The 25,553-nt window shown below is 48.0% G+C and carries 22 protein-coding genes and 1 pseudogene; 5 read left to right on the top strand and 18 right to left on the bottom strand.

The genetic code is table 11. The annotated features are described in order from the left end of the window. Window positions 1–16: 16 nt before the first annotated feature. Together AC58UW_RS11310 and ytxJ are read right to left on the bottom strand one after the other, a co-directional pair. A complete protein-coding gene (locus tag AC58UW_RS11310; protein ID WP_497420770.1) occupies window positions 17–898 on the bottom strand; it encodes a DMT family transporter in 882 nt (293 codons plus the stop codon). Window positions 899–1,086: 188 nt separating this feature from the next. Next, on the bottom strand, window positions 1,087–1,428 hold the full coding sequence (gene ytxJ, locus AC58UW_RS11315; RefSeq protein WP_497420771.1) for a bacillithiol system redox-active protein YtxJ: 342 nt from the start codon (window positions 1,426–1,428) through the stop codon (window positions 1,087–1,089). Between the two features lie 149 nt (window positions 1,429–1,577). Between ytxJ and AC58UW_RS11320 the strand changes: the two genes are divergently transcribed. Then, window positions 1,578–2,447, top strand: coding sequence for a metallophosphoesterase (locus AC58UW_RS11320; RefSeq protein ID WP_497420772.1), 870 nt, complete (start codon window positions 1,578–1,580; stop codon window positions 2,445–2,447). Window positions 2,448–2,477: 30 nt separating this feature from the next. Here AC58UW_RS11320 and AC58UW_RS11325 read toward each other — a convergent pair whose 3' ends face one another. The 7 genes from AC58UW_RS11325 to AC58UW_RS11355 all read right to left on the bottom strand — a co-directional run bounded on the left by AC58UW_RS11325 (window position 2,478) and on the right by AC58UW_RS11355 (window position 14,546). Beyond that, window positions 2,478–4,076 carry a PucR family transcriptional regulator gene (locus AC58UW_RS11325; protein WP_497420773.1) on the bottom strand — a complete coding sequence of 533 codons (1,599 nt, stop codon included), beginning with the start codon at window positions 4,074–4,076 and terminating at the stop codon, window positions 2,478–2,480. A 206-nt stretch (window positions 4,077–4,282) separates the two neighbouring features. Continuing rightward, window positions 4,283–4,699, bottom strand: a complete 417-nt coding sequence (locus tag AC58UW_RS11330) for a PaaI family thioesterase (RefSeq protein WP_497420774.1) — start codon at window positions 4,697–4,699, stop codon at window positions 4,283–4,285. A 63-nt stretch (window positions 4,700–4,762) separates the two neighbouring features. Continuing rightward, window positions 4,763–6,433 (bottom strand): long-chain-fatty-acid--CoA ligase, encoded by a 1,671-nt coding sequence (locus AC58UW_RS11335; protein ID WP_497420775.1) that lies wholly within the window; start codon window positions 6,431–6,433, stop codon window positions 4,763–4,765. 35 nt (window positions 6,434–6,468) lie between these two features. Further along, window positions 6,469–8,241 carry an acyl-CoA dehydrogenase FadE gene (locus tag AC58UW_RS11340; protein WP_497420776.1) on the bottom strand — a complete coding sequence of 591 codons (1,773 nt, stop codon included), beginning with the start codon at window positions 8,239–8,241 and terminating at the stop codon, window positions 6,469–6,471. 486 nt (window positions 8,242–8,727) lie between these two features. Beyond that, window positions 8,728–9,909: an acetyl-CoA C-acyltransferase gene (locus AC58UW_RS11345; RefSeq protein ID WP_497420777.1), complete on the bottom strand. Its 1,182-nt coding sequence runs from the start codon at window positions 9,907–9,909 to the stop codon at window positions 8,728–8,730. Between the two features lie 172 nt (window positions 9,910–10,081). Beyond that, window positions 10,082–12,475, bottom strand: a complete 2,394-nt coding sequence (locus AC58UW_RS11350; protein WP_497420778.1) for a 3-hydroxyacyl-CoA dehydrogenase/enoyl-CoA hydratase family protein — start codon at window positions 12,473–12,475, stop codon at window positions 10,082–10,084. Between the two features lie 37 nt (window positions 12,476–12,512). Next, window positions 12,513–14,546, bottom strand: coding sequence for a (Fe-S)-binding protein (locus AC58UW_RS11355; protein WP_497420779.1), 2,034 nt, complete (start codon window positions 14,544–14,546; stop codon window positions 12,513–12,515). A gap of 247 nt (window positions 14,547–14,793) precedes the next feature. On the opposite strand from AC58UW_RS11355, the gene fadR reads away from it, so the two are divergent. From fadR to AC58UW_RS11375, 4 genes are all read left to right on the top strand, one after another. Then, complete coding sequence (gene fadR, locus AC58UW_RS11360) at window positions 14,794–15,381, top strand: fatty acid metabolism transcriptional regulator FadR (protein ID WP_497420780.1); 588 nt, start codon at window positions 14,794–14,796, stop codon at window positions 15,379–15,381. Window positions 15,382–15,420: 39 nt separating this feature from the next. After that, entirely contained in the window at window positions 15,421–16,185 is a 765-nt protein-coding gene (locus AC58UW_RS11365) for an electron transfer flavoprotein subunit beta/FixA family protein (RefSeq protein WP_497420781.1), read from the top strand. 19 nt (window positions 16,186–16,204) lie between these two features. Continuing rightward, a complete protein-coding gene (locus tag AC58UW_RS11370) occupies window positions 16,205–17,188 on the top strand; it encodes an electron transfer flavoprotein subunit alpha/FixB family protein (RefSeq protein ID WP_497420782.1) in 984 nt (327 codons plus the stop codon). 304 nt (window positions 17,189–17,492) lie between these two features. Beyond that, window positions 17,493–17,924, top strand: a complete 432-nt coding sequence (locus AC58UW_RS11375; protein ID WP_497421186.1) for an ester cyclase — start codon at window positions 17,493–17,495, stop codon at window positions 17,922–17,924. A gap of 2 nt (window positions 17,925–17,926) precedes the next feature. On the opposite strand, the gene AC58UW_RS11380 is transcribed toward AC58UW_RS11375, so the two are convergent. From AC58UW_RS11380 to AC58UW_RS11420, 9 genes and pseudogenes are all read right to left on the bottom strand, one after another. Then, the gene (locus tag AC58UW_RS11380; protein ID WP_497420783.1) at window positions 17,927–18,892 is read right to left on the bottom strand and encodes an alpha/beta hydrolase; all 966 of its coding nucleotides are present in this window, start codon (window positions 18,890–18,892) and stop codon (window positions 17,927–17,929) included. A gap of 121 nt (window positions 18,893–19,013) precedes the next feature. After that, entirely contained in the window at window positions 19,014–19,223 is a 210-nt protein-coding gene (locus AC58UW_RS11385) for a YezD family protein (protein ID WP_497420784.1), read from the bottom strand. A 22-nt stretch (window positions 19,224–19,245) separates the two neighbouring features. Next, on the bottom strand, window positions 19,246–20,076 hold the full coding sequence (locus AC58UW_RS11390; protein ID WP_497420785.1) for an alpha/beta hydrolase family protein: 831 nt from the start codon (window positions 20,074–20,076) through the stop codon (window positions 19,246–19,248). A gap of 195 nt (window positions 20,077–20,271) precedes the next feature. After that, window positions 20,272–20,682 carry a DUF4395 family protein gene (locus AC58UW_RS11395; protein ID WP_497420786.1) on the bottom strand — a complete coding sequence of 137 codons (411 nt, stop codon included), beginning with the start codon at window positions 20,680–20,682 and terminating at the stop codon, window positions 20,272–20,274. Between the two features lie 11 nt (window positions 20,683–20,693). Next, window positions 20,694–21,713, bottom strand: a complete 1,020-nt coding sequence (locus tag AC58UW_RS11400) for an ABC transporter substrate-binding protein (RefSeq protein ID WP_497420787.1) — start codon at window positions 21,711–21,713, stop codon at window positions 20,694–20,696. 40 nt (window positions 21,714–21,753) lie between these two features. Next, the gene (locus AC58UW_RS11405; protein WP_497420788.1) at window positions 21,754–22,092 is read right to left on the bottom strand and encodes a 4Fe-4S binding protein; all 339 of its coding nucleotides are present in this window, start codon (window positions 22,090–22,092) and stop codon (window positions 21,754–21,756) included. Next, complete coding sequence (locus tag AC58UW_RS11410; protein ID WP_497420789.1) at window positions 22,092–23,702, bottom strand: FAD-dependent oxidoreductase; 1,611 nt, start codon at window positions 23,700–23,702, stop codon at window positions 22,092–22,094. The genes AC58UW_RS11405 and AC58UW_RS11410 overlap by 1 nt, the downstream gene beginning before the upstream one ends. Before the next feature lie 38 nt (window positions 23,703–23,740). Then, window positions 23,741–24,409 (bottom strand): annotated as a pseudogene (locus AC58UW_RS11415) (ATP-binding cassette domain-containing protein); the annotation flags it as partial. A 114-nt stretch (window positions 24,410–24,523) separates the two neighbouring features. After that, the gene (locus tag AC58UW_RS11420) at window positions 24,524–25,315 is read right to left on the bottom strand and encodes an ABC transporter permease subunit (RefSeq protein WP_497420790.1); all 792 of its coding nucleotides are present in this window, start codon (window positions 25,313–25,315) and stop codon (window positions 24,524–24,526) included. Between the last annotated feature and the right edge of the window lie 238 nt (window positions 25,316–25,553).

Genomic DNA, 25,553 nt, shown 5'->3' on the forward strand with positions numbered 1-25,553 from the left:
TTAATGCCTATTAAAACTACTGCTTCTCGTTGCTGCGCAAGAACAAGCCTACTCCAACTAACAACAGACATCCCGCCAATAGCTGGATGGTGGTAATCTTTTCGCCAAGTAAAAAATAAGCCAGTATAGACGCGCCCAGCGGCTCACCCAAGACAGTCATCGACACGGATGAAGCTTTCATGTACTTGAGCAGCCAGTTAAAAACATAGTGACCGAAGACCGTTGGGATGATTGCAAGCAGCAAAAACACGCCCCACTCTTTCGCAGGATAAGCTGTGAATGAGGTTCCCGTAATCATATTCGTGACAGCAAGTACAAGCCCCGCGAACAGGAAAACAAAGAAGCTGTACACGAAAGCGGAGATCCGATCTCTCAGGCTTTTGCCCCAGAGCATGTGTAGTGCAACCGCCACAGTTCCGATGAGGGATAAAAAGTCGCCCTTCAATGCTGCACCTGAAAATTGAAAATCCCCCCACCCAATACAAATGGCGCCTACGATAGCTACACACATCGCCATAACAGCCGCGCGGCTTGTTCGTTGCCCATAGAGCAGAAACGCTCCAACTAGGACAAAGATCGGCTCTAACGTGAGAATCGCCGTCGAGCTTGCAACCGTCGTAAATCGAAGGGAATCCATCCAGAATAAAAAATGCAAGCCCAGCGCGATGCCGGACGCCGCCGTTCGCAGCCAGTCTCTCAAACGAATTCTAGTAATCTCTGACCGATAACTCCATAGAAAAGGCAGCATAAGGACATTCGTCATCAACAAACGATACATAGCCGTGACTCCAGCAGGTGCATCAGACCATCTAACAAAAATAGCCGAAAACGAGATAGCAATAATACCGATAAACAAAAAAACAGGAATTGGAACTTTCGTTTTATTCATTGCATTCATCTTGCAAAACTCCTTACTGCTTAGTTACCTTGTTGTTGCCAAATACCAAATCATTATATAGGAGGATGCCTGGATTGCCAATCTTTTTTAGACATTGTTCAATTATTGTCACCATTAGAAAAAGCCCTATGGCGTCCGCCTAAGTATGAATAGGCAGCCACCATGGGCTTTGCGATTATTGCACTATTTTAGTCTAAAACAGCCGTAATATGTTTATTTGTAACAGACCAGTGCGATGTATTCCAGATGGATTCTTTATTTTTAAAATAAAGAATTTGCGGCGAAGCGTGCTTGATTCCTAGATCCTCCGCAATTTGGTTAGAAACTGGACGAGACTCGATTACCTTAACTAAGTAATAATCTACATCCCCGTTCGGCTTCCCCGACAAATATTGTTCATATTCATCAAGCGCGCTTGCGCTTACTGGACAAGTTGTACTGTGTTTCAGAACGACCACCGGTTTATCGGAGGAACGGTCCAGTACTTCCTGCCACTGATCAACCGTTGTGAGCTCTTTCCATGCTGACATTTCAATCTCTCCCTTCCTTTACATTAAAATTAGTATAAATTAAGCAAGCTGCTTATGCAACTTCGCCAAACCTCGTAAGATTCGCAAACGCTGCACGCTTATTGCTATAATCAAGATATATAATGAGCTTTGGAACTAGGAGGAACATGATGCAATCACCACCACCCGTGACACGACGTACTTTTCTCAAAAAAGGCGCTCTGCTTGCAGGTTCTCTACTGGCTTCCGGAGGTCTTGTTGGCAGTTATTCCAGCTTCATAGAGACAAAATGGTATGATTTCACTAGAATCAAGCTGTCATTTGAGCGGCTCCCCAATTCGTTTCATGGTCTTAAACTTGTACAGTTCAGCGATATACATATTGGTCATCATTTTAATTTGAAGGATTTAGAACGCGTCGTTGCCCTTATTAATAAAGAAAAAGCAGATCTTCTAACGTTCACGGGGGATTTATTCGATGCCCGGATTACGGAAGACGAAACGTTAACAAGTAAACTGCTCGCTAGCATGGAAGCGCCTCTCGGCAAATGGGCCGTACTTGGCAACCATGATAAATGGCTTGATAAAAACTATACCTTGCCGATCCTCCAAAATGGCGGGTTTCAAACGCTGATGAATGCTTGTAAGAAGATTACCTATAAAGGTCAGTCCATTCAAATTGCAGGCGTTGAAGATAGACTTACCGGCTCCCCCGATATCGTCAAAACCCTCCAGGGCACCAATGCTCAAATGTTCACGCTCCTGCTTTCACATTGCCCCGATTTCGCTAATCAAGTAATCGGACAACCCGTTGATCTACAACTATCCGGCCACTCGCATGGAGGGCAAGTTCGCTTGCCTGTTGTAGGTGCTCTCTTTACGCCGCTTCAAGGTAAAAAATACGTGATGGGGCTTTACGAAGTGCCTGACTCCAATCTGCTTGTCTATACCAATCGGGGGATCGGCACAACGTTTCTTCCACTCCGTTTCCTTTGTAGACCTGAAATTACCGTGATCACGCTAGAAAAACGAAAACCCTGAGCGCCTGTACAGCGACTCAGGGTTTAGGAATTATTGTCTGACATGCAAGAACTGACGGAATAAGAAGACAGCTTTCAGCTTCAAAAGATCATTAACTTTCTTGAAATCGACTTGCAGAAGATCACTAATCTTCTCTAAACGGTAGGTGACCGTGTTTCTATGTATGAATAATTGCTTGGCCGCTTCGCTAACTTGACCGTCGTTACGAATAAAGACCTCTAAAGTTCGAATCATTTCTTGCGAATATTCGGCATCCTTCTCCAAGAGCGGACGCAGTACTTTGGCACAGTAGTCTTCCATCATGTTGACCGACACATGCTGGAACAGATGAGCGAACTCTATCGTTTCGTAGTGAACCACGCGATCCGACAACTCGAGCTTATTGGCCATTCGCTGAGTCTCCATACATTCCATGTACGCTTCTCTTAATGCTGTCGGCTTGGCTTTCATGGCACTTGCATAGAACACCATCTCACCTGCTTCCTCCCGACAGCCTGAATCCCCTGCATACTTGACCAGAAGCTGTGCCAGCTCATCCTCTGGAAAGCCCTCTGCTTGATTCGAGGAATAAATGGAGAACATGAGATCCTTGAGTATAAAATGATTTGCTCGCAAGTGGTTAGATTTGGGATGCAGCTCCATGTAGTCTTTCAGCCGCTTCATTCTCCCTTGGTGTTGTTCGTCTAGCTGAGCTTCAGGTTTGCTCTTGCTAATCACACATTGGTAAGAACCTGTAAAGAGTGTTAACCCCCTACCCTCCGCCTGCTCCAGAAACTCCTCAAGCGACGTCCCTTTCTCCAAATAGCGATAAAGCGAGTTCTGCAAATCACGCTCCGCCGATGCCTCCACATGTGATCGGAACGTATAGTTCATATGAAAGGTTAGGATGTCAGCCGCTTGCTGGAATAAGCCTTCCTCAACATTGGCTAGCAGAACGGCATCCGGCATGATCAGCAAATGTCCCAGGAGCTCATCGTCTTGATGGTAGAGCCCTACGCGGTACGCACGGTCTTTGTTCGCATACACCCAACCGCACTTTCTCTTAGGCCAGTTTTGAGCTAACTGATCTTGTTTCCACGCGCTTGTATTATATAAAATTTGCCCTCTGGCCCCAACTACAGCCATGGGATAACCAAGAATATTACTGAGTAATTGGAACATTGAAGCCATATTGTCCTGTTTCAAGCCAAACTGCATCAACTTCGTCTGTTTCTCCAGCACAGATTGCAGCAGCTTCGTGTTGCGGCGGTATTCCGCATTGAACAAGGCATTCATTTGATCAGAAAAAGTAAACTGGAAGGGCATTTCAATAATCGGAAAATGCAGCCGATCCGCTTCCTCGACAACAACCTGTGGCAGCTCCGTCCAAAAACGACCCAGCTTGATCCCTAGTCCAGCAGCGCCGCGATCATTTAATTTACGAAGTAAATTGACCGTTTCCTGCGGACTATCCTTCATGGCGAAAGCGGTGGTGAAGAGCATCTCGCCGGATTTCGTCCAATCCGCAATATCTGGCGCGTCCATAACATTGACAGATTTAACGATGCGGGATTCCCCTTGCTTGCCAGCTACAAGCTTCGCTTCCGTTAATGGATAAATGGCTAATGCTTCACGAATGGTAAGATGCATCGTGCTTCCCCCCTTATGCCTTTTAACAGATTATAGGATGACAAGGACCAAACAGTCAATGCATTTGTGTTAGATTATATGACATTGGATAAATTTTTTTGAACAATTTATGTCTATATCGCGCAACGATGTTATTTAATATAACATGTTACACAAAAAAGAGAGACATGCTTGCACATGCCCCTCGTCCCAAATGCTTTAAACCACTAAATCACACGAAACGTTCCCGTTCCCATTGTGCCTAAGTTCCCTTCAAGATCCATTACTCGTCCTTGCGTCGTAATCATTTTACGGGATTGATGAACAAGCTCAGCCGTTACCATCAGCCGCCCCTCGTAGAGCGGAGCGACGAAGTGAACGTTCAAATTCGTTGTTACAACCTTATCCTCCGGTCTTGCCGTCATGACGACAATGCCCATCGCATTATCCAGCAAAGAGGATAAAACACCGCCATGGACAATGCCAATCGGATTCAAATGATGAGGCTTTGCCTCTAAAGCAATCGTAATGATGCCGTCTTTCATATCCACGAATTCACAACCAAGAAACCCCCAAAACGTAGGTTCCGCCGCTGCTGCTAACTGCTGCAGTCGTCTATTCACTCGTTCGTGAGCATTATCCATAGGATCCCCCTCCACTCTCCTTGTAAAGGGCTAACCCTTATTAGAATAAACAAGAAGAGACGCTCAAGTTTTATTCTCTTCTTCTAATAATTGCCTGCGCAGTACTTTCCCAATCATCGTCTTGGGCAGAGACTGCCGGAACTCCACTTTCCTCGGAACTTTAAAAGCGGCTAACCGCTCACGGCACCACAGTTCGAGCTCTTTCTCCGTTAATGTCGTTCCGGGTTTCAGCACAACAAATGCTTTCACGGTTTCCCCCCGGTATTCATCCGGCACGCCGACAATCGTCGCTTCCAAAATAGCAGGATGCTCAAAGAGCACTTCCTCAATTTCACGGGGATAAATATTGAAGCCTCCGGCAATGATTAAATCCTTCTTACGGTCGACAATGGAGAAAAAACCGTCCTCATCCATACGTCCCATGTCCCCTGTGTAGAGCCAACCATCTCGAATCGTCATCGCCGTTTCGTGCTCTCGCTGCCAATACCCTTTCATCACCTGTGGGCCCTTGATCAGCAATTCACCAATTTCCCCGATCGGTAATTCTTGACCGGAATTCACATCAACGACTTTGGCAGACGTATCCGGTAAAGGAACACCAATCGAACCAATTTTACGGTAGCCCCAAATGGGATTAGAATGCGTAACCGGGGAAGTTTCCGTTAACCCGTATCCTTCAATCAGCTTGCCTCCAGTCAAAGCTTCAAAACGCTCTTGAACCTCCAACGGGAGTGGCGCTGAACCGCTTACACAAACATTAATGGAAGAGAGATCAACTTCTTTTATCCGTTTATGATTAATAATTGCAATGTACATCGTAGGCGCTCCAGGAAAAATCGTGGGCTTCATCTTGTTGATCGTATCTAAGATCAAGTCGATATCGAATTTTGGGATCAGAATCAGCATACCTGCCTGCATCATCGATTGATTCAGCAGCACTGTCAAACCAAACACATGGAAGATGGGAATCGCTCCAAGGAATCGTTCCCCCCCTATTTGAATCCGATAGCACCATTTCGTCGTTTGGTACGTGTTGGCAATCAAATTGGTGTGGGTCAGCATAACCCCCTTCGAAACCCCCGTTGTACCTCCTGTGTACTGAAGCAAGGCAATATCCGTATCCGCATCTGCCTCCACACAAATAGGTTTCGATGTAGCGGCCCGAAGCAATTTCTTGAAAGCGTACACGCCTTCGCCATAAGCAACGTCCAGCTTTGCGCCGTCTTTTTTCATTTTAATCGGATATAAGACATTTTTCGGAAAAGGCAAGTAATCCTTAATCGATGTCACAATGACATGTCGAATTGAGGTCTGCGCCTTTGCCTTCTGCACACGATTAAATAATAAATCCAGCGTAACAATGACCTCTGCCCCGGAATCGGAGAGCTGGTGAACCAGCTCTCTTTCCATATAGAGCGGATTCGTCATGACGACGATCCCGCCCATCATGAGCGTGCCGAAGTAGGCGATAATGGCGGATGGACAATTAGGCAGCATGATCGATACACGATCCCCTTGGCACACACCAAGTTCCTTTAGAACATTTGCAAAGCGATAAGACGCATCAAGCACCTCATGATAACGCATCGTTTTACCAAGGAAATACAAGGCAGGTCGGTCCGGAAACTTATGCGCGGAATCTACCAACAAACGTGCAAGATTATGCTTAGGGTACTCGTACGTCGGCGCCACTTCCTCTGGATAATGACGCAGCCAAGGCTTTGCCTCACTCATACAAACCATCCCCTTCAGGTTCTTCACACGGATGACTAGACGATGAATTTCTCACCCTGAATAACACGTGCGGCGATGTCGCGCTTCAGCTGGGTCGTATTGACAGTACTGCGTCTTGTCAGCTTTTTCAAAATGGATAACTGAGTCCGAAGAACATCTCCTTCTTCCATCGTACTGAGCGCTTCCTTCGCGTATGCCTCAATTTTGTCAAAAGCTTCATGAACGAAAACCGTTGTCACTTGAATCGCATTTTTCGCCTTCTCTTCACCGCTCTTGGCAATCAGTTTTTGGGTCCGAAGAAGTCCGCTCTCTCCAGCAAAAATCTGAATCATGATATCAGCTAGATTGCTTAATACCTCCTGATTTTTCTCCAGGGCCATTCCATACTTCTGCACGGCAAGTCCGCCAACCATTAAAAAGATTTTCTTCGCCATCGAAATCAGATGCGTCTCTTCAGCCAGCGTGCCTTCAAAAGTTTGGCCTGGGATGATCGACAGTAATTCTCCTTGCAGCGCTTGCGCTTTTTGCATCAAAGGCAGCTCGCCCTTCATTGCTTTCTTCACTAAAGTACCCGGAATCAGCAGCCGGTTAATCTCATTCGTTCCTTCGAAAATGCGATTAATCCGCGAATCACGATAAATGCGCTCTACTTTATACTCCTGAATGTAGCCGTATCCGCCATGAATTTGCACGCCTTCATCTGCCACAAAATCCAATACTTCCGATGCAAACACCTTATTGATCGAGCATTCCAGCGCGTATTCCGAAATGCCTTTCGCCGAATGCTTGCCTGCATCCAAACTTGTATGATCAATATCTTTAAGAATGTGATCCATCAGCCCTGTCGTTCTATAAACCATGCTCTCGAGCATATATGTTTGAATATTCATTTCGGCCAGCTTCTTTCCGATCAACGGAAATTTGGAGATTGGCGTGTTGAACTGTTGGCGGGTATTCGCATATTTGGCCGACAATTCGATCGTTTCCTTCGATGCGCCCAGACAGCCTGTAGCCAATTTATAACGGCCGATATTCAAAATGTTAAAAGCAATCAGGTGGCCCTTCCCAATTTCACCAAGCAAATTCTCCACTGGCACTTTGACATCTTCAAAAAAGAGCGGTCTAGTCGACGAGCCTTTAATCCCCATCTTCTTCTCTTCCGGTCCCATCGTAAAGCCAGGATCGCCTTTCTCCACGATAAACGCCGTGAAATCCGTTCCGTTAATTTTGGCATACACAATGAAAATGTCGGCAAAGCCCGCATTCGTAATATATAGTTTGGACCCATTTAACAGATAATGTTTGCCATCGCTAGAAAGCCGCGCAGTCGTTCTTGCACCCAGAGCATCTGAGCCTGACGTTGGCTCGGTTAAGCAGTATGCTGCAATTTTTGCGCCTGTGGCGAGGTCTGGCAAATATTTTTTCTTCTGCTCGGGAGTCCCGAAGAATACAATCGGCAGCGTCCCAATCCCGACATGCGCTCCAATCGATAAAGCAAAAGCAGAGGCTTGTGCCAAATTTTCACTAATGATTGTGGAGCTTACCTTATCAAGTCCAAGACCGCCATAAATCTCCGGCACGTCAGCTCCGAGCAAACCAAGCTCACCGGCGCTTCTCATCAGTTTAACCGTCAAATCGTAATTGAGTTTCTCGATATGCTCATCATTGGGCAACACTTCGCCTGCGACAAAATCACGTGTCGTCTCTGCGATCATGCGATGCTCCTCTGTAAAATCCTCCGGGGTCACGATATTGTGGAAATCAATATCTGAAATGACAAAACTGCCGCCTACGACTTTATCTGACATGGTTCATCTCTCCTCAGAATGAATTGGACAAGGGTTAATAAGTGGGTGTACGAGCTGGATAGATGTTATAGCTGGAACGGGTGCTGTAGCTGGACAGATGCGAATGCTGGAACTGGTGCTGTAGCTGAAACAGGCGCAAGAACGGAATAGATGCAAGAGTTGGAACGGATGTGAAAAGTGAATAGATGCAAGTGCTGGAACAGATGCAAAAGCTGGAACGGATCCAGAAGCTAGACAGATGCAAGTGCTGAAACAGCTGCAAAAATTGTTTACCACCAGCGTTTAACTGGAATTTCTACCGCTATTTCAGCGGAATCCAGCAGAAAAAGGTATATAGATTGAGAACCTCCCGCTAATTCAACCCGAACGTTTCAATTGAAGCGATTTGATGGCCAATAGCGGGAGAAATTCCATTTAATTGGATGAGCAGTCCATCATGAAGAAGGATTAACAGGATTTTTTCCAGTTAGTTACACTCCACTACAGTCAAGCATGCACCTGGAACACACCAGCAGCACCCATCCCACCGCCAATGCACATCGAAACTACACCATAACCGCCACCGCGACGCTGCAGTTCATGAATTAATGAGGTCGTCAACTTCGCGCCGGTACATCCAAGCGGATGCCCGAGGGCAATCGCGCCGCCGTTCACATTCACGAGCTCCTCGTTCAATCCGAGCTCGCGAATAATATGCACGCATTGCGAAGCGAATGCTTCGTTGATTTCAAACAGATCCACCTGATCCTGGGTGATCCCCGCCATCTGCAGCGCCTTCGGAATCGCCTTCACCGGGCCAACCCCCATAATTTCCGGCTCCACACCGGAAAGCGCAAAAGCCTTGAACGTCGCCAGCGGCTTCAACCCGAGCGCCTCCGCGCGCTCGCGGCTCATCAGCACGGCCGCCGCTGCGCCGTCCGACGTCTGTGACGCGTTGCCCGCCGTCACAGTGCCGTTCAAGCTGAACGCAGGCTTCAGCTTGGCAAGCCCTTCCACGGATGTATCGGGGCGAACGCCCTCATCCGCTGCAAACACGAACGAACGCTCAAACGCTTTGCCGCGTTCGTCTATGCCCTTCACGAACGTAGCTACCGGCACGATCTCATCCACAAACTTGCCGGCTGCAATCGATGCAGCCGCCAGGCGATGGCTCCGCGTTGCGAAGCCATCCTGCGCTTCGCGCGAGATGCCGAAGCGCTGCGCCACCGCTTCGGCCGTATGGCCCATGCCCATGTACACCTCGGGCATGGTCTCAACCAGCCGCGGATGCGGCGAGAGCTTGAAGCCCGTCATCGGGACGTGGCTCATGCTCTCTACGCCTCCGGCGATGATTACCTCCGCGTGGCCCAGCATAATGCGCTCCGCCGCATAAGCGATGGCCTGCAGCCCGGAGGAGCAGAAGCGATTGACCGTGATCGCCGGCACGGTCACCGGAAAGCCCGCATAAAGCGCCATCGTGCGGGCGAAGTTAAGCCCTTGCTCGCCTTCTGGCATGGCGCAGCCGATAATGATGTCGTCAACGTCGCCTTTGTCCAGGCCAGGAGCCCTCCGCACGACTTCCTCCAAGACGGCTTTGCCTAGATCCTCCGCTCTTGTTTGAGCGAAGCTGCCTTTCTTTGCGCGTCCGACTGCGGTCCGCGTAATTGATACAATGACTGCTTCCTTCATCATTTCTCACCTCAATTAGAGTAGTCAGGCGTGCTTTTTCACTTATTTCTGTTCATATTTCTGTTCATATTTCGGTTCGTATTCCTATTCATTTTTCTGCACATATTTCCGCTCGTATTCCCGTTCACATTTCCCTTCGCATTTCCATTCATATCTCCGCTCACATTCACCGTTAGTTACGCAGCGGTTTTCCTTTGGAAAGCATATACTGCATACGCTGTTGTGTTTTCAGTTCCCCGCACAGACTGAGGAAAGCTTCTCTTTCCAGATCGAGCAAATACTGCTCAGTGACCAGTGTGCCAGCTGGGACATTCCCACCAGCAAGCACATGCGCTAACTTGTTAGCGATAAGCACATCGTGATCGCTAATATAGCCGCCTTGCTTCATGGAGTAAGCGCCAACCTGCATGACCGCTTTGCCATTTTCGCCGACAACACGGATTTTCTCTTGTACAGCCGGGGTATAACCGGCCGCATCCATGCGCAGCACGGCTTGTTTGGCCTCATAGATCCGATGATCCGGATTAATGACAACCGTATCTTGAGGCCGCATATAGCCGAGCCGTTTCGTATCATGCCCGCTCGTCGACACCTTGGCCATCGCCACAGTCTCAAAGCTTGCATTGATCCAAGGCTGAAGATCTACTTCTGGATCACGCACTAGCGAGCTCGCCTTGAGCGCCAATTCCTTACAACCTCCGCCAGCTGGGATTAAACCAACACCAACTTCTACGAGTCCATAATACGTCTCCGATGAGAAAATAATTTGATCCGCCGGCATACAAGCTTCAACACCGCCGCCGAGCGTCATTTTATGAGGCGCAGCAACTACGGGTTTATCCAAGCCTTTGAGCTTCATCATGGAATTCTGAAATAGACGGATAATGCCGTCCACTTCATCCCACTCGCCGTCTTGCGCCTCCATGAGCAGCAGCATTAAGTTGGCGCCGACACAGAAGTTTTTCCCTTCATTTGCGACGACAAGCCCGCGGTAATTGCTGCGAACTTCGTCCACACTCTGTTGAATCATGGTGAGAATATCTCCGCCTATGGCATTGTTTGGAGATTGAAACTCCAGGCAGGCAACGCCGTCACCAATATCAATCAAATTCGCGCCGCTATTCGAACGAATAATTTTATTTTGCTGCTTTAAAGCTGACAGAGAGATAAGCTCAGGCCTTGTTTCAACGCCTTGGTACTCATTTTTTAAATAGTAAAAGCTTTGCCCTTCCTTACTTGTGTAGAAGCTGTCGTTGCCCGCAGCAATCCAAGCTTTAACCCAATCTGGCACCTCGCTGCCTTCCGCTTCCATTCGCTCCACGGAACGCTTAAGTCCAATGGCATCCCACGTTTCAAATGGCCCCAAATCCCAATTAAATCCCCATTTGAGCGCATTATCGATCTCGACGATGGAGTCTGCGATTTCATCCAATTTTGCAGCGGAGTACAGGAGCACTGGCTTCAGAATGTTCCACGCGAGCTCGGAGTATCGATCTTTGGCGCCTAGCAACGCCTTAAGCTTTCCGCTTGTGCCTTTGGTTTGTTTGGCAGCTTCCAAGGAGGCTGAGCTAATTTTGCGGCTTGCCGCATACGTCATGCTGTTTAAATCTAGCGATTGGATTTCTTTTCCAGTTTCATTTTTTACTTTTTTATAAAAACCCTGGCCTGTCTTTTCCCCGATCCAACCCTTCTCCACCATGGTCTGTAAAATTACCGGCGTGTCGAAAACAGCCTTCTCACTCGGATCATCCACAAGACCAAACACATTATTCGCGACATGAACAAAAGTGTCCAGACCAACCAAATCCAACGTTCGGAACGTTGCGCTTTTCGGGCGGCCCATTGCAGGACCTGTCACTGCGTCGACTTCTTCAACGGAATACCCGTTTGTGAGCATTTCGCGCAGCGTAACTAGAAGCCCATAAGTGCCAATCCGATTAGCAATAAAATTCGGTGTATCCTTTGCTTGCACGACGCCCTTCCCAAGTTTCTTCTCACAAAACTCAGTCATTAAAGAAATAATCGCCGGGTCTGTGTGTTTACTTGGGATGACTTCCAAAAGCTTCATATAGCGAGGCGGATTAAAGAAATGAGTGCCTAAAAAATGCTTTTTAAATTCATCGCTTGTGTTTTCAATCATCGCATGAATGGAAATACCGGACGTGTTAGATGTAACGATCGTTCCCGGCTTCCAAACCTGTTCAATACGGCTAAATAACTGCTGCTTTGCCTGTAAATTTTCCACGATAACTTCAATGATCCAATCCACATGGCCGAGCTTTGCCAAATCATCTTCCAAGTTACCCGGCGTAATTCGATCGATGAAGGCCTCGCTGTAAAGGGGGGCCGGGTTCGTCTTTTTAAGCTTATCCATCGCGTTAACCGCTAGACGGTTCCGTACTTTCGGATGCTCCAGTGTTAATCCTGCGGCTTCTTCTTGCGGCAGCAATTGGGCGGGCACCATATCGAGTAATAAGACAGGAATACCTACATTTGCTAAATGGGCTGCTATGCCGGAGCCCATCACACCGGAGCCGATAACGGCAGCAGTACGAATCTTTGTCATATGGAAATATCCTCCTACATGAAATTTTCAGTCTGTCTTAAGCTGTTCCAAATACAGACATAGCTAGAATTTCAGCGATATCTCGCGCTTTGACTCGTTCCTCGACCTCCTTCAGCTTGGTTCCATCCTCCACCATCGTTAAACAATAAGGACAGGCCGAAGAGATGACCGTCGGATTCACACTCAATAGCTGCTCCGTGCGCGCTACATTAACGCGTGTGCCAGCGGTTTCTTCCATCCACATCATGCCGCCTCCGGCACCGCAGCACATACTGTTCTCACGGGAACGCGGTTGCTCCACCAATACGGCCCCTGGAATCGCACGCAATATGCTGCGTGGTTCCTCATACACCTCGTTGTAACGGCCCAGGTAACAGGAATCGTGATACGTGATGCGCTCTTGCACCTCATATTGCGGTTTCAAACGCCCTTCTTTCACCCAAATATCCAACAGTTCTGTGTGATGAAAAATATCGGCCTCCAGGCCAAATTCGGGGTACTCATTTTTGAATATATGATAGGTGTGCGGGCAGGTCGTTACGATTTTCCGAACCTTATACTTCTGAAAAGTCGCAATATTGTCGGCACACAACTGTTGGAAAAGAAATTCATTCCCCATACGGCGGGGGGTATCGCCCGAATTTTTCTCCTCATTCCCAAGAATGGCAAAGGAGACACCAGCTTCGTTCATCAGCTTCACAAAAGCATGCGTAATTTTACGGCTGCGGTTATCATAAGCCCCCATTGAGCCTAGGAAGAATAGATACTCAAAATCGGGATTTTCCTTCACCGTACGAACGTTCAGCTCGTTACTCGGATCTACTTCCTTGACCCATTTCACACGATCATTCCGGCTGATACCCCACGGATTCCCTTGACGCTCAATGTTCTGCAGGGCACGCTGGCCGTCATGCGGCATGCTGCCTTGCGTCAGTACCAGATGTCTACGCAGATCTACAATTTTGTCTACATGCTCATTGCCGACAGGACATTGATCCTCACAATTTCGGCAGGTCGTGCAAGCCCAGAGCTCTTCCTCGGTAATCACACCGCCGATAAGTTCCACCTCTAACGGGTTATGCCCGCTGTGTGCAGCGAATGCTGCCGCCGGAACCCACGGCGATTTGGATGTGATCGCAGCGCCTTTTTCTGTCAAATGATCACGCAGCTTCGTAATCAGATGCATCGGTGAGAGCAGCTTGCCAGTCGTATTAGCAGGGCATACATTCGTGCAGCGCCCGCACTCCACACAAGAGTAGAAATCGAGCATCTGCTTTTGCGTAAAATCCTCAATTTTGCCGACACCGAACGATTCTGCCTCTTCATCCTCCAAATCAAGGGAAGCCAGCTTGCCGGTAGGCTCCGTGCGTCGGAGCAGGATATTAAGAGGCGCCGTAATAATATGAAAATGCTTCGATTGCGGAACATAGATTAGAAAAGACAGCAAAATCAGCAAATGCATCCACCAGCTGACATAGAACCCTATGGTCGCCCCTGTATGCGAAAGACCGCTAAACATCCCGGCGAAGACGGATGAAATCGGCGCATAACCTGAAGCTCCAAGCCCCTCTCTTACCCGCTCAAAACCTCCGCTGACTACGACAGAGAACATCAGGAAAAAGATGAAGAACACGACAATACTTGGCTTCCAGCCCCGCTTCAGACGTTTAAGCTTTTCAATATAACGTCGATAAGTCGCGTAACCCATTGCCAGCAGAATCAGCGCAACCGTCACTTCCTGGATGAAAGTAAAATAATCGTAACCAGGAACCGGTAAGCCACGGCCAATCAATCCCTTTACAATCAGATCAAGCGCTCCTAACTGTAAAATAAGAAAACCATAGAAGATGACGATGTGCATGATGCCGCTTTTCTTATCCTTCAGCAGCTTCGTCTGGCCGAACACTTGAATGGCAAACTCCTTCAACCGAGCTTTTGCTTCTTTCTTCAGATTCACTGACTTTCCTAACTGGATGTACAGATACCGGTGGTAGACAATTCGGCCAAATAAATACACCGCATATCCGGTAACCGCTAGAAACAATACAAACTGAATGAGTGAACCAATCATGGAGGACCTCCTTACATAAGAAAAGACAGCGCTTACATTGAAGGATCGTAAAAAAGCAAGTTCCATTTGCCCCTATTTCCAGAGTAGAAAAATGCTTGATTGCTTGTGTAAGCCGGCTAACTTTCTTACTTGCTTCATGAGCTGAATAAGTCGTTGACAAGGCGTACTACGTATTTTATGATGAGATTACAAAAATGAATGAGTATTCATTCACCGATATCTGTATCTTAACACCGAGGTGATCTCCTTGACAAGTAGCAAAAAACCAGACAAGTATTATGCAATTCTCGAAGGCGCTCTGAAAGTATTTGCAGAGAACGGCTTTCACAAATCCCAAGTATCCCGAATTGCCAAGGAAGCCGGAGTGGCTGACGGAACCATCTATTTATATTTCAAAAAGAAGGAGGATATCTTGACCAGTCTGTTTCAAGAGAAACTAGGCGAGCTTGTAGAGAAGTTCAACACTGGCGTCAATGAACAATTGACTGCGAAGCAAGCCCTTTATAAAGTTTGTGAAATTCATTTCAGCGAGCTTGAAGGGAATGTCAATCTTGCTTTTCTCACGCAAATCGAGCTTAGACAAAGCGATTTGGAGCTTCGCAAAGAGATTGGCCTTGCTCTTAAGAGATATATTATCCTCATTGAAAATATATTAGAAAGAGGCAAACAAGACGGGAGCTTCCACGCTGATTTTGATGTCAAACTCGTAAGGCTTCTCATCTTTGGCGGGATGGATGAAGTTGTGACCTCTTGGCTTATCTCCGGGCAAAAGTATTCCTTAACCGCTCAAGTCGGCCCTACGGTTAACTTTTTCATGAAAGGCATCGAGGCTTAAGGGTCTGTATAACATGTATATTCAGGAAGGAGCTTGGCTATGGACATTTTTGTATTATTGAAGCAAACGTTTGATACAGAGGAGAAAGTCGTTCTGCAAGCGGGCAGTGTTCAAGAGGATGGCGCCAAATTCGTCATAAATCCTTATGATGAATATGCCGTGGAGCAAGCCATTCAGCTGCGGGATGAATTTGGGGGCAAAGTCACTTTGCTCTCCGTAGGACCAGACAGGACGGCTGAAGCACTGCGCACTGCACTGGCTATGGGCGCAGATGAGGCTATTCTCATCACCGATGAGCGGATTCAAGGCGATGAATGCGAGGTTGCTGAAATTTTAGCCCAATTCCTGCGCAGTCAGTCTTTCGATCTCGTGTTGGGCGGTAATTTCTCTGTAGACAATGGAGCCGGGCAAGTAGCCATTCGCCTAGCCTCTCTTCTTGATATCCCACATGCTGCATCCATTACAAAACTTGAAATCTCCGGTGGCGGGGCGGTTGCTCACCGAGATGCTGAGGGGGACATCGAAGTCATTGAGGTTCCGCTCCCTGCTCTCTTCACCGCACAGCAAGGTTTGAATGAACCTCGCTACCCTTCCCTGCCAGGCATCATGAAAGCGAAGAAAAAGCCTTTCCAGCACTTAACTCTTGATGACATTGAAGGCGCTAGCTCAGCTTCCGCCAAAACGACAAGACTTGAATTAACGCTGCCGCCTGAACGCCAAGCTGGCCGCATTCTCAAAGGCGAAATCGCTCAACAGGTGACTGAGCTTGTCCAAGCACTACGCAATGAATCCAAAGTGATTTAACGAAGGGGAGGCTACGATCATGGCTAAAACATTTCTCGTTGTCGCCGAAGCTCGCGGAGGCAAGCTGCGTCAAGTATCCTTTGAAGCCTTACGCGCTGCGCAATTATCTGCTGCGGAAGGTGATAGCGTTCACGCTGTACTCATTGGCGGAAGCGGCACGAAAGCTCTAGCAAGCGAGCTGGCTGCTTACGGCGCAGAATCCATCCATGTTGTTGAAGATGCTAATCTTGATCATTACAACTCAGAAGCCTATTTGAGCGCACTGTTAGCCGTAACTGGCGTTGTGAAGCCAAGTGCACTGTACTTCGGCCACACGGCTGCCGGCCGAGATCTGGCACCGCTGGCCGCAGCAAAGCTTGGCGCCGGCCAGCTGTCGGATGTGACGGCGATCTCGCGCAGCGGTGATCGCGTAGCGTTCACTCGGCCGCTTTACGCTGGCAAAGCCGTTGAGAAGAAAGCGTTTACCGACCCGGATGGTACATGGGTCGTCACGATAAGACCGAACAACATCGCCCCCCAAGAGCCAGACGCTGCGCGTCAGGCTTCGATCATCGATGTTGCTTACCCTGCCCCCTCCCTGCGCAGCATCATTCGGGAGGTGGTCAAAAAAACGTCCGGCACCATCGACTTGGCAGAAGCCAAGATCGTTGTCTCCGGCGGACGGGGCGTGCGCAGCGCCGAAGGCTTCCAGCCGCTCGAAGAGCTGGCTGCCGTCTTGGGCGGCGCTGTTGGGGCGTCCCGCGGAGCCTGCGACGCGGGCTACTGCGAATACGCGATGCAAATCGGCCAAACCGGCAAGGTGGTGACGCCGGAGATCTACATCGCGTGCGGCATTAGCGGCGCCATCCAGCACCTTGCGGGGATGAGCTCCTCGCGCGTTATCATCGCGATTAACAAGGATGCTGAGGCGCCAATCTTTAAAGTAGCCGACTACGGTATTGTCGGCGATCTGTTCGAGGTCGTGCCGCTGCTGACCGAGGAGTTCCGGCAGCTGCTGAAGTAGCCGCTCTGACAATACGCGTTACCCGTGTTGGAACTATGGTCCGCTAATAGCGGCAGAAACAGCCAATGTGTCGATCTTAGGGAACTATGAGCCGCTATTCCTCCGTTTCAGGGAGAAATGGCGCGTTCTCAGGGCAAATGAAGCCCTGCAGTTCCCCTCGATCTCGCATATCGCTGTTTTAGCCTAAATAGCGCCCTCCAGTTCCTTTTGTCTGCGCTCTCCTGAAATTCTTCACTTGAAATCCTCACGCTATTCCAGTAAACTCATCCTAAATTTAAGTTCGTTAGGAGTCCTAATCATGTCAATGACCCCATCCGAAGTTGTTCAACAATTTTTCGATAAAGTTCGCTCCGGCTTGCAGCCTGACTCCGCTCATGATTACATGGCTGATCGCGTCCTGGCCCATCAAATGACGGCCGAAAACGAAACTACCGTTCACCGCACACCTTCCAATTATGCTAACCACCTAAGAGAAATGATTGCCGCCTATGGTGATTTTCAACTAGTCATTCAAGAAATGATTGCGCAGAACGATCGCGTCTACGTACGTTGGAAGCAAACCGGCACACATATCGGCGAGGTAGACGGCTTTGCTCCTACAGGCAAAACGATTGTCGAGATTGCAAGCGCAGTTTATCGGATAGCAAACGGACGAATCGTCGAGTACTGGATTCAAATCGACCGCGAAGGCATCCGTTTGCAGCTTCAGCGAAATGCTGAGCCTCTGAGCGGCTGATCTCACCCTCTACGCCTACGATTTTTTTCAACCTGCTCATCCAGCCATGCTCCCAAATCAGCCATGACTTCCTCACGGTTCACTTCATTCAACATTTCATGCCGGCCTCCCGGATAAAGCTTGCTGCTGACGTTTCGAAGCCCAAGCTCCTCATACATGCGTATGAGCTTCCGCACCCCTTTTCCGTGTCCGCCAACAGGATCTTCTTCTCCCGAAAAAATAAAGACAGGAATCTCCTTCGGTATCCGCTGAAGATGATCTGGACGATGAATCTCCTTCAGTCCTCTGAAGAAATCCCTAAAAAACCCTGAGGTAAACACCACGCCACAGTAAGGATCAGCCACGTATTTATCTACTTCCGCTGTATCCGTGCTTAACCAGTCGAAAGACGTTCGATTAGGTGTGAATTTCTTATTATATGTACCAAAAGACAACGACGTCAGTAGTGAACTCCGGTGATGGTCTCCCCGAATCGCTGCTTCGGCAGCCGCTAGCGTGATTCCTGCGCCCAGAGCAGCTCCCTCACTCCCATTCGATCCAGACAATATAATCCCTTGTACTTGGCTTGGAAATTGGATGAGGTAGGTACCCATGTAAGATTGAGTCAAAAAGGAGCCCATGCTATGTCCCATCACGAACAAGGGCAGCTGCTCCTGATGCCGTTTCCGTATTTGCCCAGTAATTTGGCCCATATTTTCCACCATGCGCCGAAAGCTATTCTTCCCAAACTTGCCTACAGCGTCCGGCGATCCGGCTGTTCGCCCATGTCCCAAATGATCGTTCGCGTAAACGGCAAAACCTCTTTTCGTCAACACCTCAGCTAGTCTCTCATATCTCGCAGCAGTTTCTGCCATGCCGTGTGCTATCTGCACAATCCCCTTAATTGTAACCGCTTCCTCAGGAAGCCATTCGTAGACATAATGATTCACACCTTGATCGTCCCGCCAAATAAAATGCTGTTTTAGCATAAGTTTCAGCATCCCCCTTACTACTTTATCTGCTTACATTCTCTTCAGTATACTGCTCTTTCCACATGAAAACAGCCCCTTTCCGAAGAAAGCGGGCTGATCGGCAAAATACGTATAATGGCTAAACTTTACTCGTTTGTTTGACTGATTTCACTGCTTGCAACTGAGACTGCGATTGCGGAGATGTGTCAAATCGTTTTCTCTCTGTCTTATCAATTTGTGCAATTTTCCCATCGTGTACCACAATTTGTACCGATCCATATTCTAACCCATTCAACATTTGCTTTATTCTCTCCACCCAAATGTCGTCTAACTCCAATGGTTTCGCCATCTCATTTTCCTCCGCTTCTTAATCAGATCGTCCAGTCATTCCAATCGTTTTTCTGTTTATGAATAAAGGATAGCCAGTTGCTTGTTTTCTCTAATAGTTCTTTGGTCGCTCCAGAAGTCGAATATGTGTGATCAGCCTGATAGACCAAATCCAGATCGCACTGCCCTTCATTTCGCAGCCAGAACATCTTTTGATATAAAGGGGCATAATCAACAGGGATAATTTCGTCTGCTGTTCCGTGTATGACGAGCACATCGCCATTAAATTTACGCAGTTGTTCAAAAGGCTGATGCTGCGCTAACGTATCAAAAAAACGGCTGGTAAGAGAATAACCATGATGATCGATGGTGCCACCAAGTGGCAATTTCTCGTATTCATTTCTGCCAACTATTCGAACGATATCATTATGCGGATGGGCTACTGCTGACCACAGCACAAGTGTTTTCACACGAGAATCTTTCGCTGCTGTCAGAACCGCTGTAGCTCCGCCCAAACTATGTCCAACCAATATCACTCGGCTCAAATCTACGCAATCAATTGTCATTGCATAATCAATCACTCTGCGTGTTTGTTCAATGAGAATATCCAGCCCGCCTGCACCATAATCCCCTGTGCTATCGCCGCAGCCACCGTAATCAAATCGCAAAACCAAATAGCCTTTCGAGCTAAACTCACGCGCTGCCTTCACAAACAACCGATCCACCCCGATCCGGCTGCCGATGAAACCATGACAGATGATAATCAACGGCCAGCGCTGACAGTCAACTTGTGCAGCTCCTGTTTGATTCGTTGGGTAATGCAGTGTAGCGGCCAATTCGATATCGTCGCTTTGTATAGTGATGGCATGCTCCATGATGTTTTACTCCCTTTCGTATAATTCCGATAAGATTAGTATGAATTAACTATATACCAATATTAGCATCCGCGTACGAGGGTGTCAATCCTGTTTTTAACATATTTTCGGTAAAAATAGGTTGATTATGAAAAGACCCTCACTAAAGTTATCCCCAAGTGAGAGTCTTTCCATATTTGCCATTCATTAACCGCGTTAGAATGGCTGTCTTCTTACAAACTGTTTATACTGGAAATAAATCGTGCAGCCTACGCAATAACCAAGAAGTGCTGCTCCAGCCGCAAGCAGTAATAATCCCGTAAAGAGAAACCCCGTAAAAGTCCAACCGACAGCAAAAGCTAATAAAGAAAGGGTAAGAAATATGACAGCCAAAGTGTTGTTAAACCTGGCCAACTCAAAAGCTTGCGTTTTTGTCGCGTTTCTGGGAAAAAATCGCCTTAAGGCCGCTACGAACACATTCCATTTCGGACCTCCAACTAACCCAATCACCTGTATAAGCCATAATAAAGCAACCAACCAAGGCCATTGGAACGTTAACGCCAGTAGAACAAAGACAACAATTCCTGTTTGATTCGCCTTCACAACGGAAATGGGGATCACTCTCATCAGTCTCACTCCTAATTCGCCAACCAATCCTTAATCGCATAATCCTTCTTAACTAAGCCTTGTTCGACCAAAAATTTCTTCGTTTCTTCGATCAGTTTGAGTCCATCAGGCTGAGCTGCTTCTACAGGCCACTGCTCAATTTTGAAAGATGCTTTCACAACATCCAGCGGATAGCCCGATGCTTCAGCATAAAATTTGAAATATTCTTCGTTGTTCTGGCGTATCTCTTTGACAGCTCTGGTGCGCAGATCATTCCACAGCGTAGGAAATTGCGGGCTTTTGGCCAAATAATCCTCCGTTACAACGGTCAGGCTAGAGCCTTGCAGAAGCGGATGATTAGCAGCCTCATCAATCGCCACATACCCTTTTTTCAGCAGCAAAGGTCCGAAGCCAGTCGGGTAAGCATAAGCGGCAATGTCCCCGCGAGATAAAGCGGCTTCTGCATCAGCAGGCAATAAGTGCAGGATCTTCACATCTTTATCAAGCCCTTTCTCTTTTAAAAGGCTGGTTAAATACCGGCTCATATAAGAGCCTTGTGAGGTAGCCACCTTTTTACCTTTGAGATCATCCAACGACTTTGAACCGTCCGCTTTCGCAACCAGCCAAGCATTCATATTTACTTGTGTGATGTTGATTAACCGCGTCTTCAAACCCGCCGCTCTCCCATTGATAGCTGGCGTGTCGCCATAGATGCCAACATCAAGTGTTCCTGCCGAAATCGCCTCGTTTAAGTTAGGCCCGTTAGGAAAAGAGAAGTATTTGAACTCTTTCACACCGTATTTCTTTAATTCACTTTCTAAGTATCCTTTCGATTGCGCCCAACCTTCGGGTCCAGTAATCGTTTTATTGTTGTTAGCTGAAATAAATCCGATACGCAGCGTTTCAGGAAGTGTTGTTTTTGCATCTGAGGCAGCATTTGGGGCAGCCTGAGCCGATGTTTTCTCTGTTTTCGCCCCGCAAGCTGCTAGTAGAAAGGTAAATAAAGATAAGATGAGTGCAAGGCTGATCACCTTCACAGTACTCTGTTTCATATGTCTTGACCCCCAGTAAATGAAATGTGTGTTAAACGCATTAATGCGATGCGTGCATACGTTGGAAAATGATATACGAACCGTCGGAAGAGGCGGTAGAAACTCTGCCTTTGCCCCAGCCTACATGCTGTTTGTAGCTGCCCATTAAGCCATCTTGAACTAACTCTGTTTCGTCGACCTTTATTTTTTCTTCAGCCACCGGAGATACGTACAAGGCGTCTGTCGGGCAATATAACTCGCACATAAAGCAGCTTTGGCAATCCGATTGTCTGGCGATGACAGGAATATCTCCTTGGACCGCCTCAAACACATTCGTCGGGCAAACGGAAACACACTGGTTGCAGCTTATGCAGCGATCTTTACTTAACAGTTCTATCATTACACAACAGCCTCCTTAATCACCCTTGGCTGGGCTCCATCCACTAAAGGCTTTGCCCATGTTTTATCCAAACCACCGCTCTTAATGCGGTATTTTTGGTTTTCATCAATACGCGGGAAATCCTCCCTGCGATGCATGCCTCGCGTTTCTTTGCGCTCTAGCCCGTTGGTATACATCCATCTCGCCGTAGCTGTCATGGCTGCCGCTTCACGAACGCGAACGACGTTGCCATCTCTAGCTTGCATGCCCTGTTTCAGTTCATTCCACAGGCTATCCAAGCGGCCTAGAGAGCTCTGCAAACCTTCCCCAGTACGGAACCAGTTGCGGTCATACGGGAATACTTCATCTTGTACCGCTTTGATAATTTCTTGCGTATCAAGAGCCCCGGCTCTCGTCGTTGCCAGTTTCGGCACGCCGGTCGCTTCTGATAAACCTTTGGCCTTGCGATCCGATGCACTTACGCCTAATTTAAGCGCGTATTTAGCCGCAGCTTCACCCGAGAAATACCCCGATGACATCGCCCAGGCCGCGTTGTGGCTGCCGCCGCCGGTAAATCCGCCGCAAATGAGCTCCCTTGTCGCAGCATCTCCCGCCGCATAAAGTCCCGGCACTTCCGTCGCGCAGGTTTCATCGATAATGTGAATGCCGCCGGTTCCCCTCACGGTCCCTTCAAATCTCAGCGTCACCGGAAACTTCTGTGTAAACGGGTCGATGCCCAAACGATCAAAGGATAAAAAGAAGTTAGGCTGAGCCTGCCGCATCGCCCTTTTGACAATTTCATCAGCCTTATCTATGCGTGCGAAAACAGGTTGAGTCAGCAGCGTTTTGGCAATGATTGAACGCCCTCTCTGCGAGCCAGCCCCTTCGATTACCGTGCCATCTTCGTAGTAAAACGTTGCCCAAGTATAGAAGGCTGATTTCGTTACTGGAGAAAATGCTGGGGCTAACGAATACGCGGTGGAGAACTCCATCCCGGATAAGCTGGCTCCAGCTTCTGCGGCAAGTAAGTACCCGTCGCCGGTTAATACATTCGTGCCAAGCGCTTTACTCAGGAACGCGCAGCCGCCGGTTGCAATAACGACCGATGCAGCATCAACACGCCAGGTGTCTTTGGTTTGATTGTTCACTCCGGTCGCTCCTGCCACACCATGCTCATCAGCAAGCAACTCTAGCGCGGGACTGTGGTCGAGAATGCGCACACCCGCTCTCTGCACTTGTTTGCGCATTAAACGCATGTACTCGGGTCCTTGCAGACTTTTCCGATGCGAAGTCCCTGTTTCATCAAGCGGGAATGGATATCCCCAAGCTGCAATTTGATTCGTATTGCTGTATGTCTGGTCTAGTACCCTCTTCATCCAGCCGCGATCCGCGAGATAGCCGCCAAGCGCCTCTCTGCTCTTCATTGCTGCTTCACGCTCTTCGGCTGTTGGATTGACATACCACAAACCTGTTCCTGATGGCGCCGTTGCACCGCTTGTGCCGCAATATCCTTTATCTACGAGTACCACCTTAGCTCCTTCTTTGGCAGCTGTAATGGCCGCCCATGCGCCGGAAGGCCCGCCGCCGATAATGAGTACATCCGCCTGTAATTGCAAATCAAATTGAGCCATCTTAGAAACCCTCCCTTATCTCCTCATTCTTTACTTCCCTATATCGAAAAAGCTTCCGCAGCTGTTTTCGCTGTTTCATAAGTCTGTTTCACGAGTAATCGATCTAAAATCACTTTCTCAAAATAGGCAAAACCGCTATCATGCTCTCGTGGTCTGGCAAGCGAAATTTTCAAATCCAGCCCAATCTTCCCATCTTCGATAACAATGACTCTGTCCGCCAACGCTACTGCTTCACTTACATCATGCGTGACAAGCAAGACTGTGAATTGCTTCTCCAGCCAAAGCTGCTCAATGAGCTGCTGCATCTCAATGCGGGTTAACGCATCCAATGCACCTAGCGGCTCATCTAAAAGCAGCAGCCTAGGATTACCTGCAAGCGCCCTAGCAAGTGCAACTCTTTGTCGTTGACCCCCTGACAGAACTGCCGGCCAGTCATCCTTCTTATGTTCAAGGCCAACTTGCTGAAGCGCTTTTAGAGCAATCTCCTTATCACCGGATTTGATCCCAATTCGAACATTATCGATGTTCTTTTTCCAAGGAAGAAGCCGATGTTCTTGAAAAAGCACACGCGTATCCTTGTGAACGCCTTGAATGCCTTGAGCATCCAGCATGATTGCTCCGCTCGTTGCTTCATCCAAGCCTGCAATAAGGCGGAGCAGCGTACTCTTGCCGCATCCGCTGCGGCCCACTATCGCAACAAATTCTCCTTGCTTAATGTTTAAATCGATACCTGAGAGCACGCGTGTCGCGCCAAATGATTTGTTCACGTTTCGAATATGAAGCTGAATACCTCCAACCTTACTCATAGGAAATCCCTCCTTTTAAGCTTTTTGAATATAATTGTGATGCCATTTCAACCAGCGATTTTCGAAAAATTTGGCAATTAAATCCGAAAGTTTCCCTAATACGGCATAGAGAATGACACATAACACGACGACATCCATCTGCATAAATTCTCTGGCGTGCGTCGCCATATAGCCAATGCCGGAATCAGCGGCAATCGTTTCGGCAACAATTAGGCTCAGCCACATGATCCCTAACGAAAAGCGGATGCCGAGCAAGATGTTCGCCAGCGCTCCTGGTAAAATGACTTTGGTAAATAGCGAGAACCCTCTGAGCCCATACACTTTACCCATTTCGATTAAACCCGGATCAACGGAGCGGATGCCGTGGAAGGTATTCAAGTAGATGGGAAAGGCGACACCGAGAGAAACCAGAAATAATTTGGAGGTCTCACCAATTCCAAACCACATAATGACCAGCGGAATCATTGCAAGATGCGGAATGGTTCGAACCATTTGTACCGAAGAATCAATATATCTTTCCGCGATAGGAAAAACCCCGTTTAGCAGTCCAATGACAAAAGCAATACTGCCGCCAATGAGAAAGCCTAGAAACGCCCGTTTCGTACTGACCGCTACATATTCAAAAATAGTACCGTCTTTAATGACACTGTACAGGGCTTTCACGACCTCCCAAGGCGTTGGTAAAATCCGCTGCGATAACCATCCCGTTAATCCGAGCACCTGCCACAGCAGCAAAACGAGAATCGGTATGACCCAGGGTTGCCATACCTTGGATTGGGCCAGTGGGGCTGTTCGATTAGCTAACATGTGAATCCCTCTTTCTTTTCATAAAGTGAAAAGGCGTTTGAAAACAAAAAGACTCCCAGCCCCTGCTTGTAAAATACGAAGCAAGGACGGGAGTCTCCAGTTATCTGGTCGACTTTCGTTAAACTTATAATTCTTATTTGTTTACTCGGATATTGATTGATGCTTATGTTACCACCGGCCTTTAGCTTCGTCAATGCTTTTTTCAAAGGCTAGTCCACTAGTTGAACTGCATTCCCCG

The sequence above is a fragment of the Paenibacillus sp. J22R160 genome (assembly GCF_059692135.1).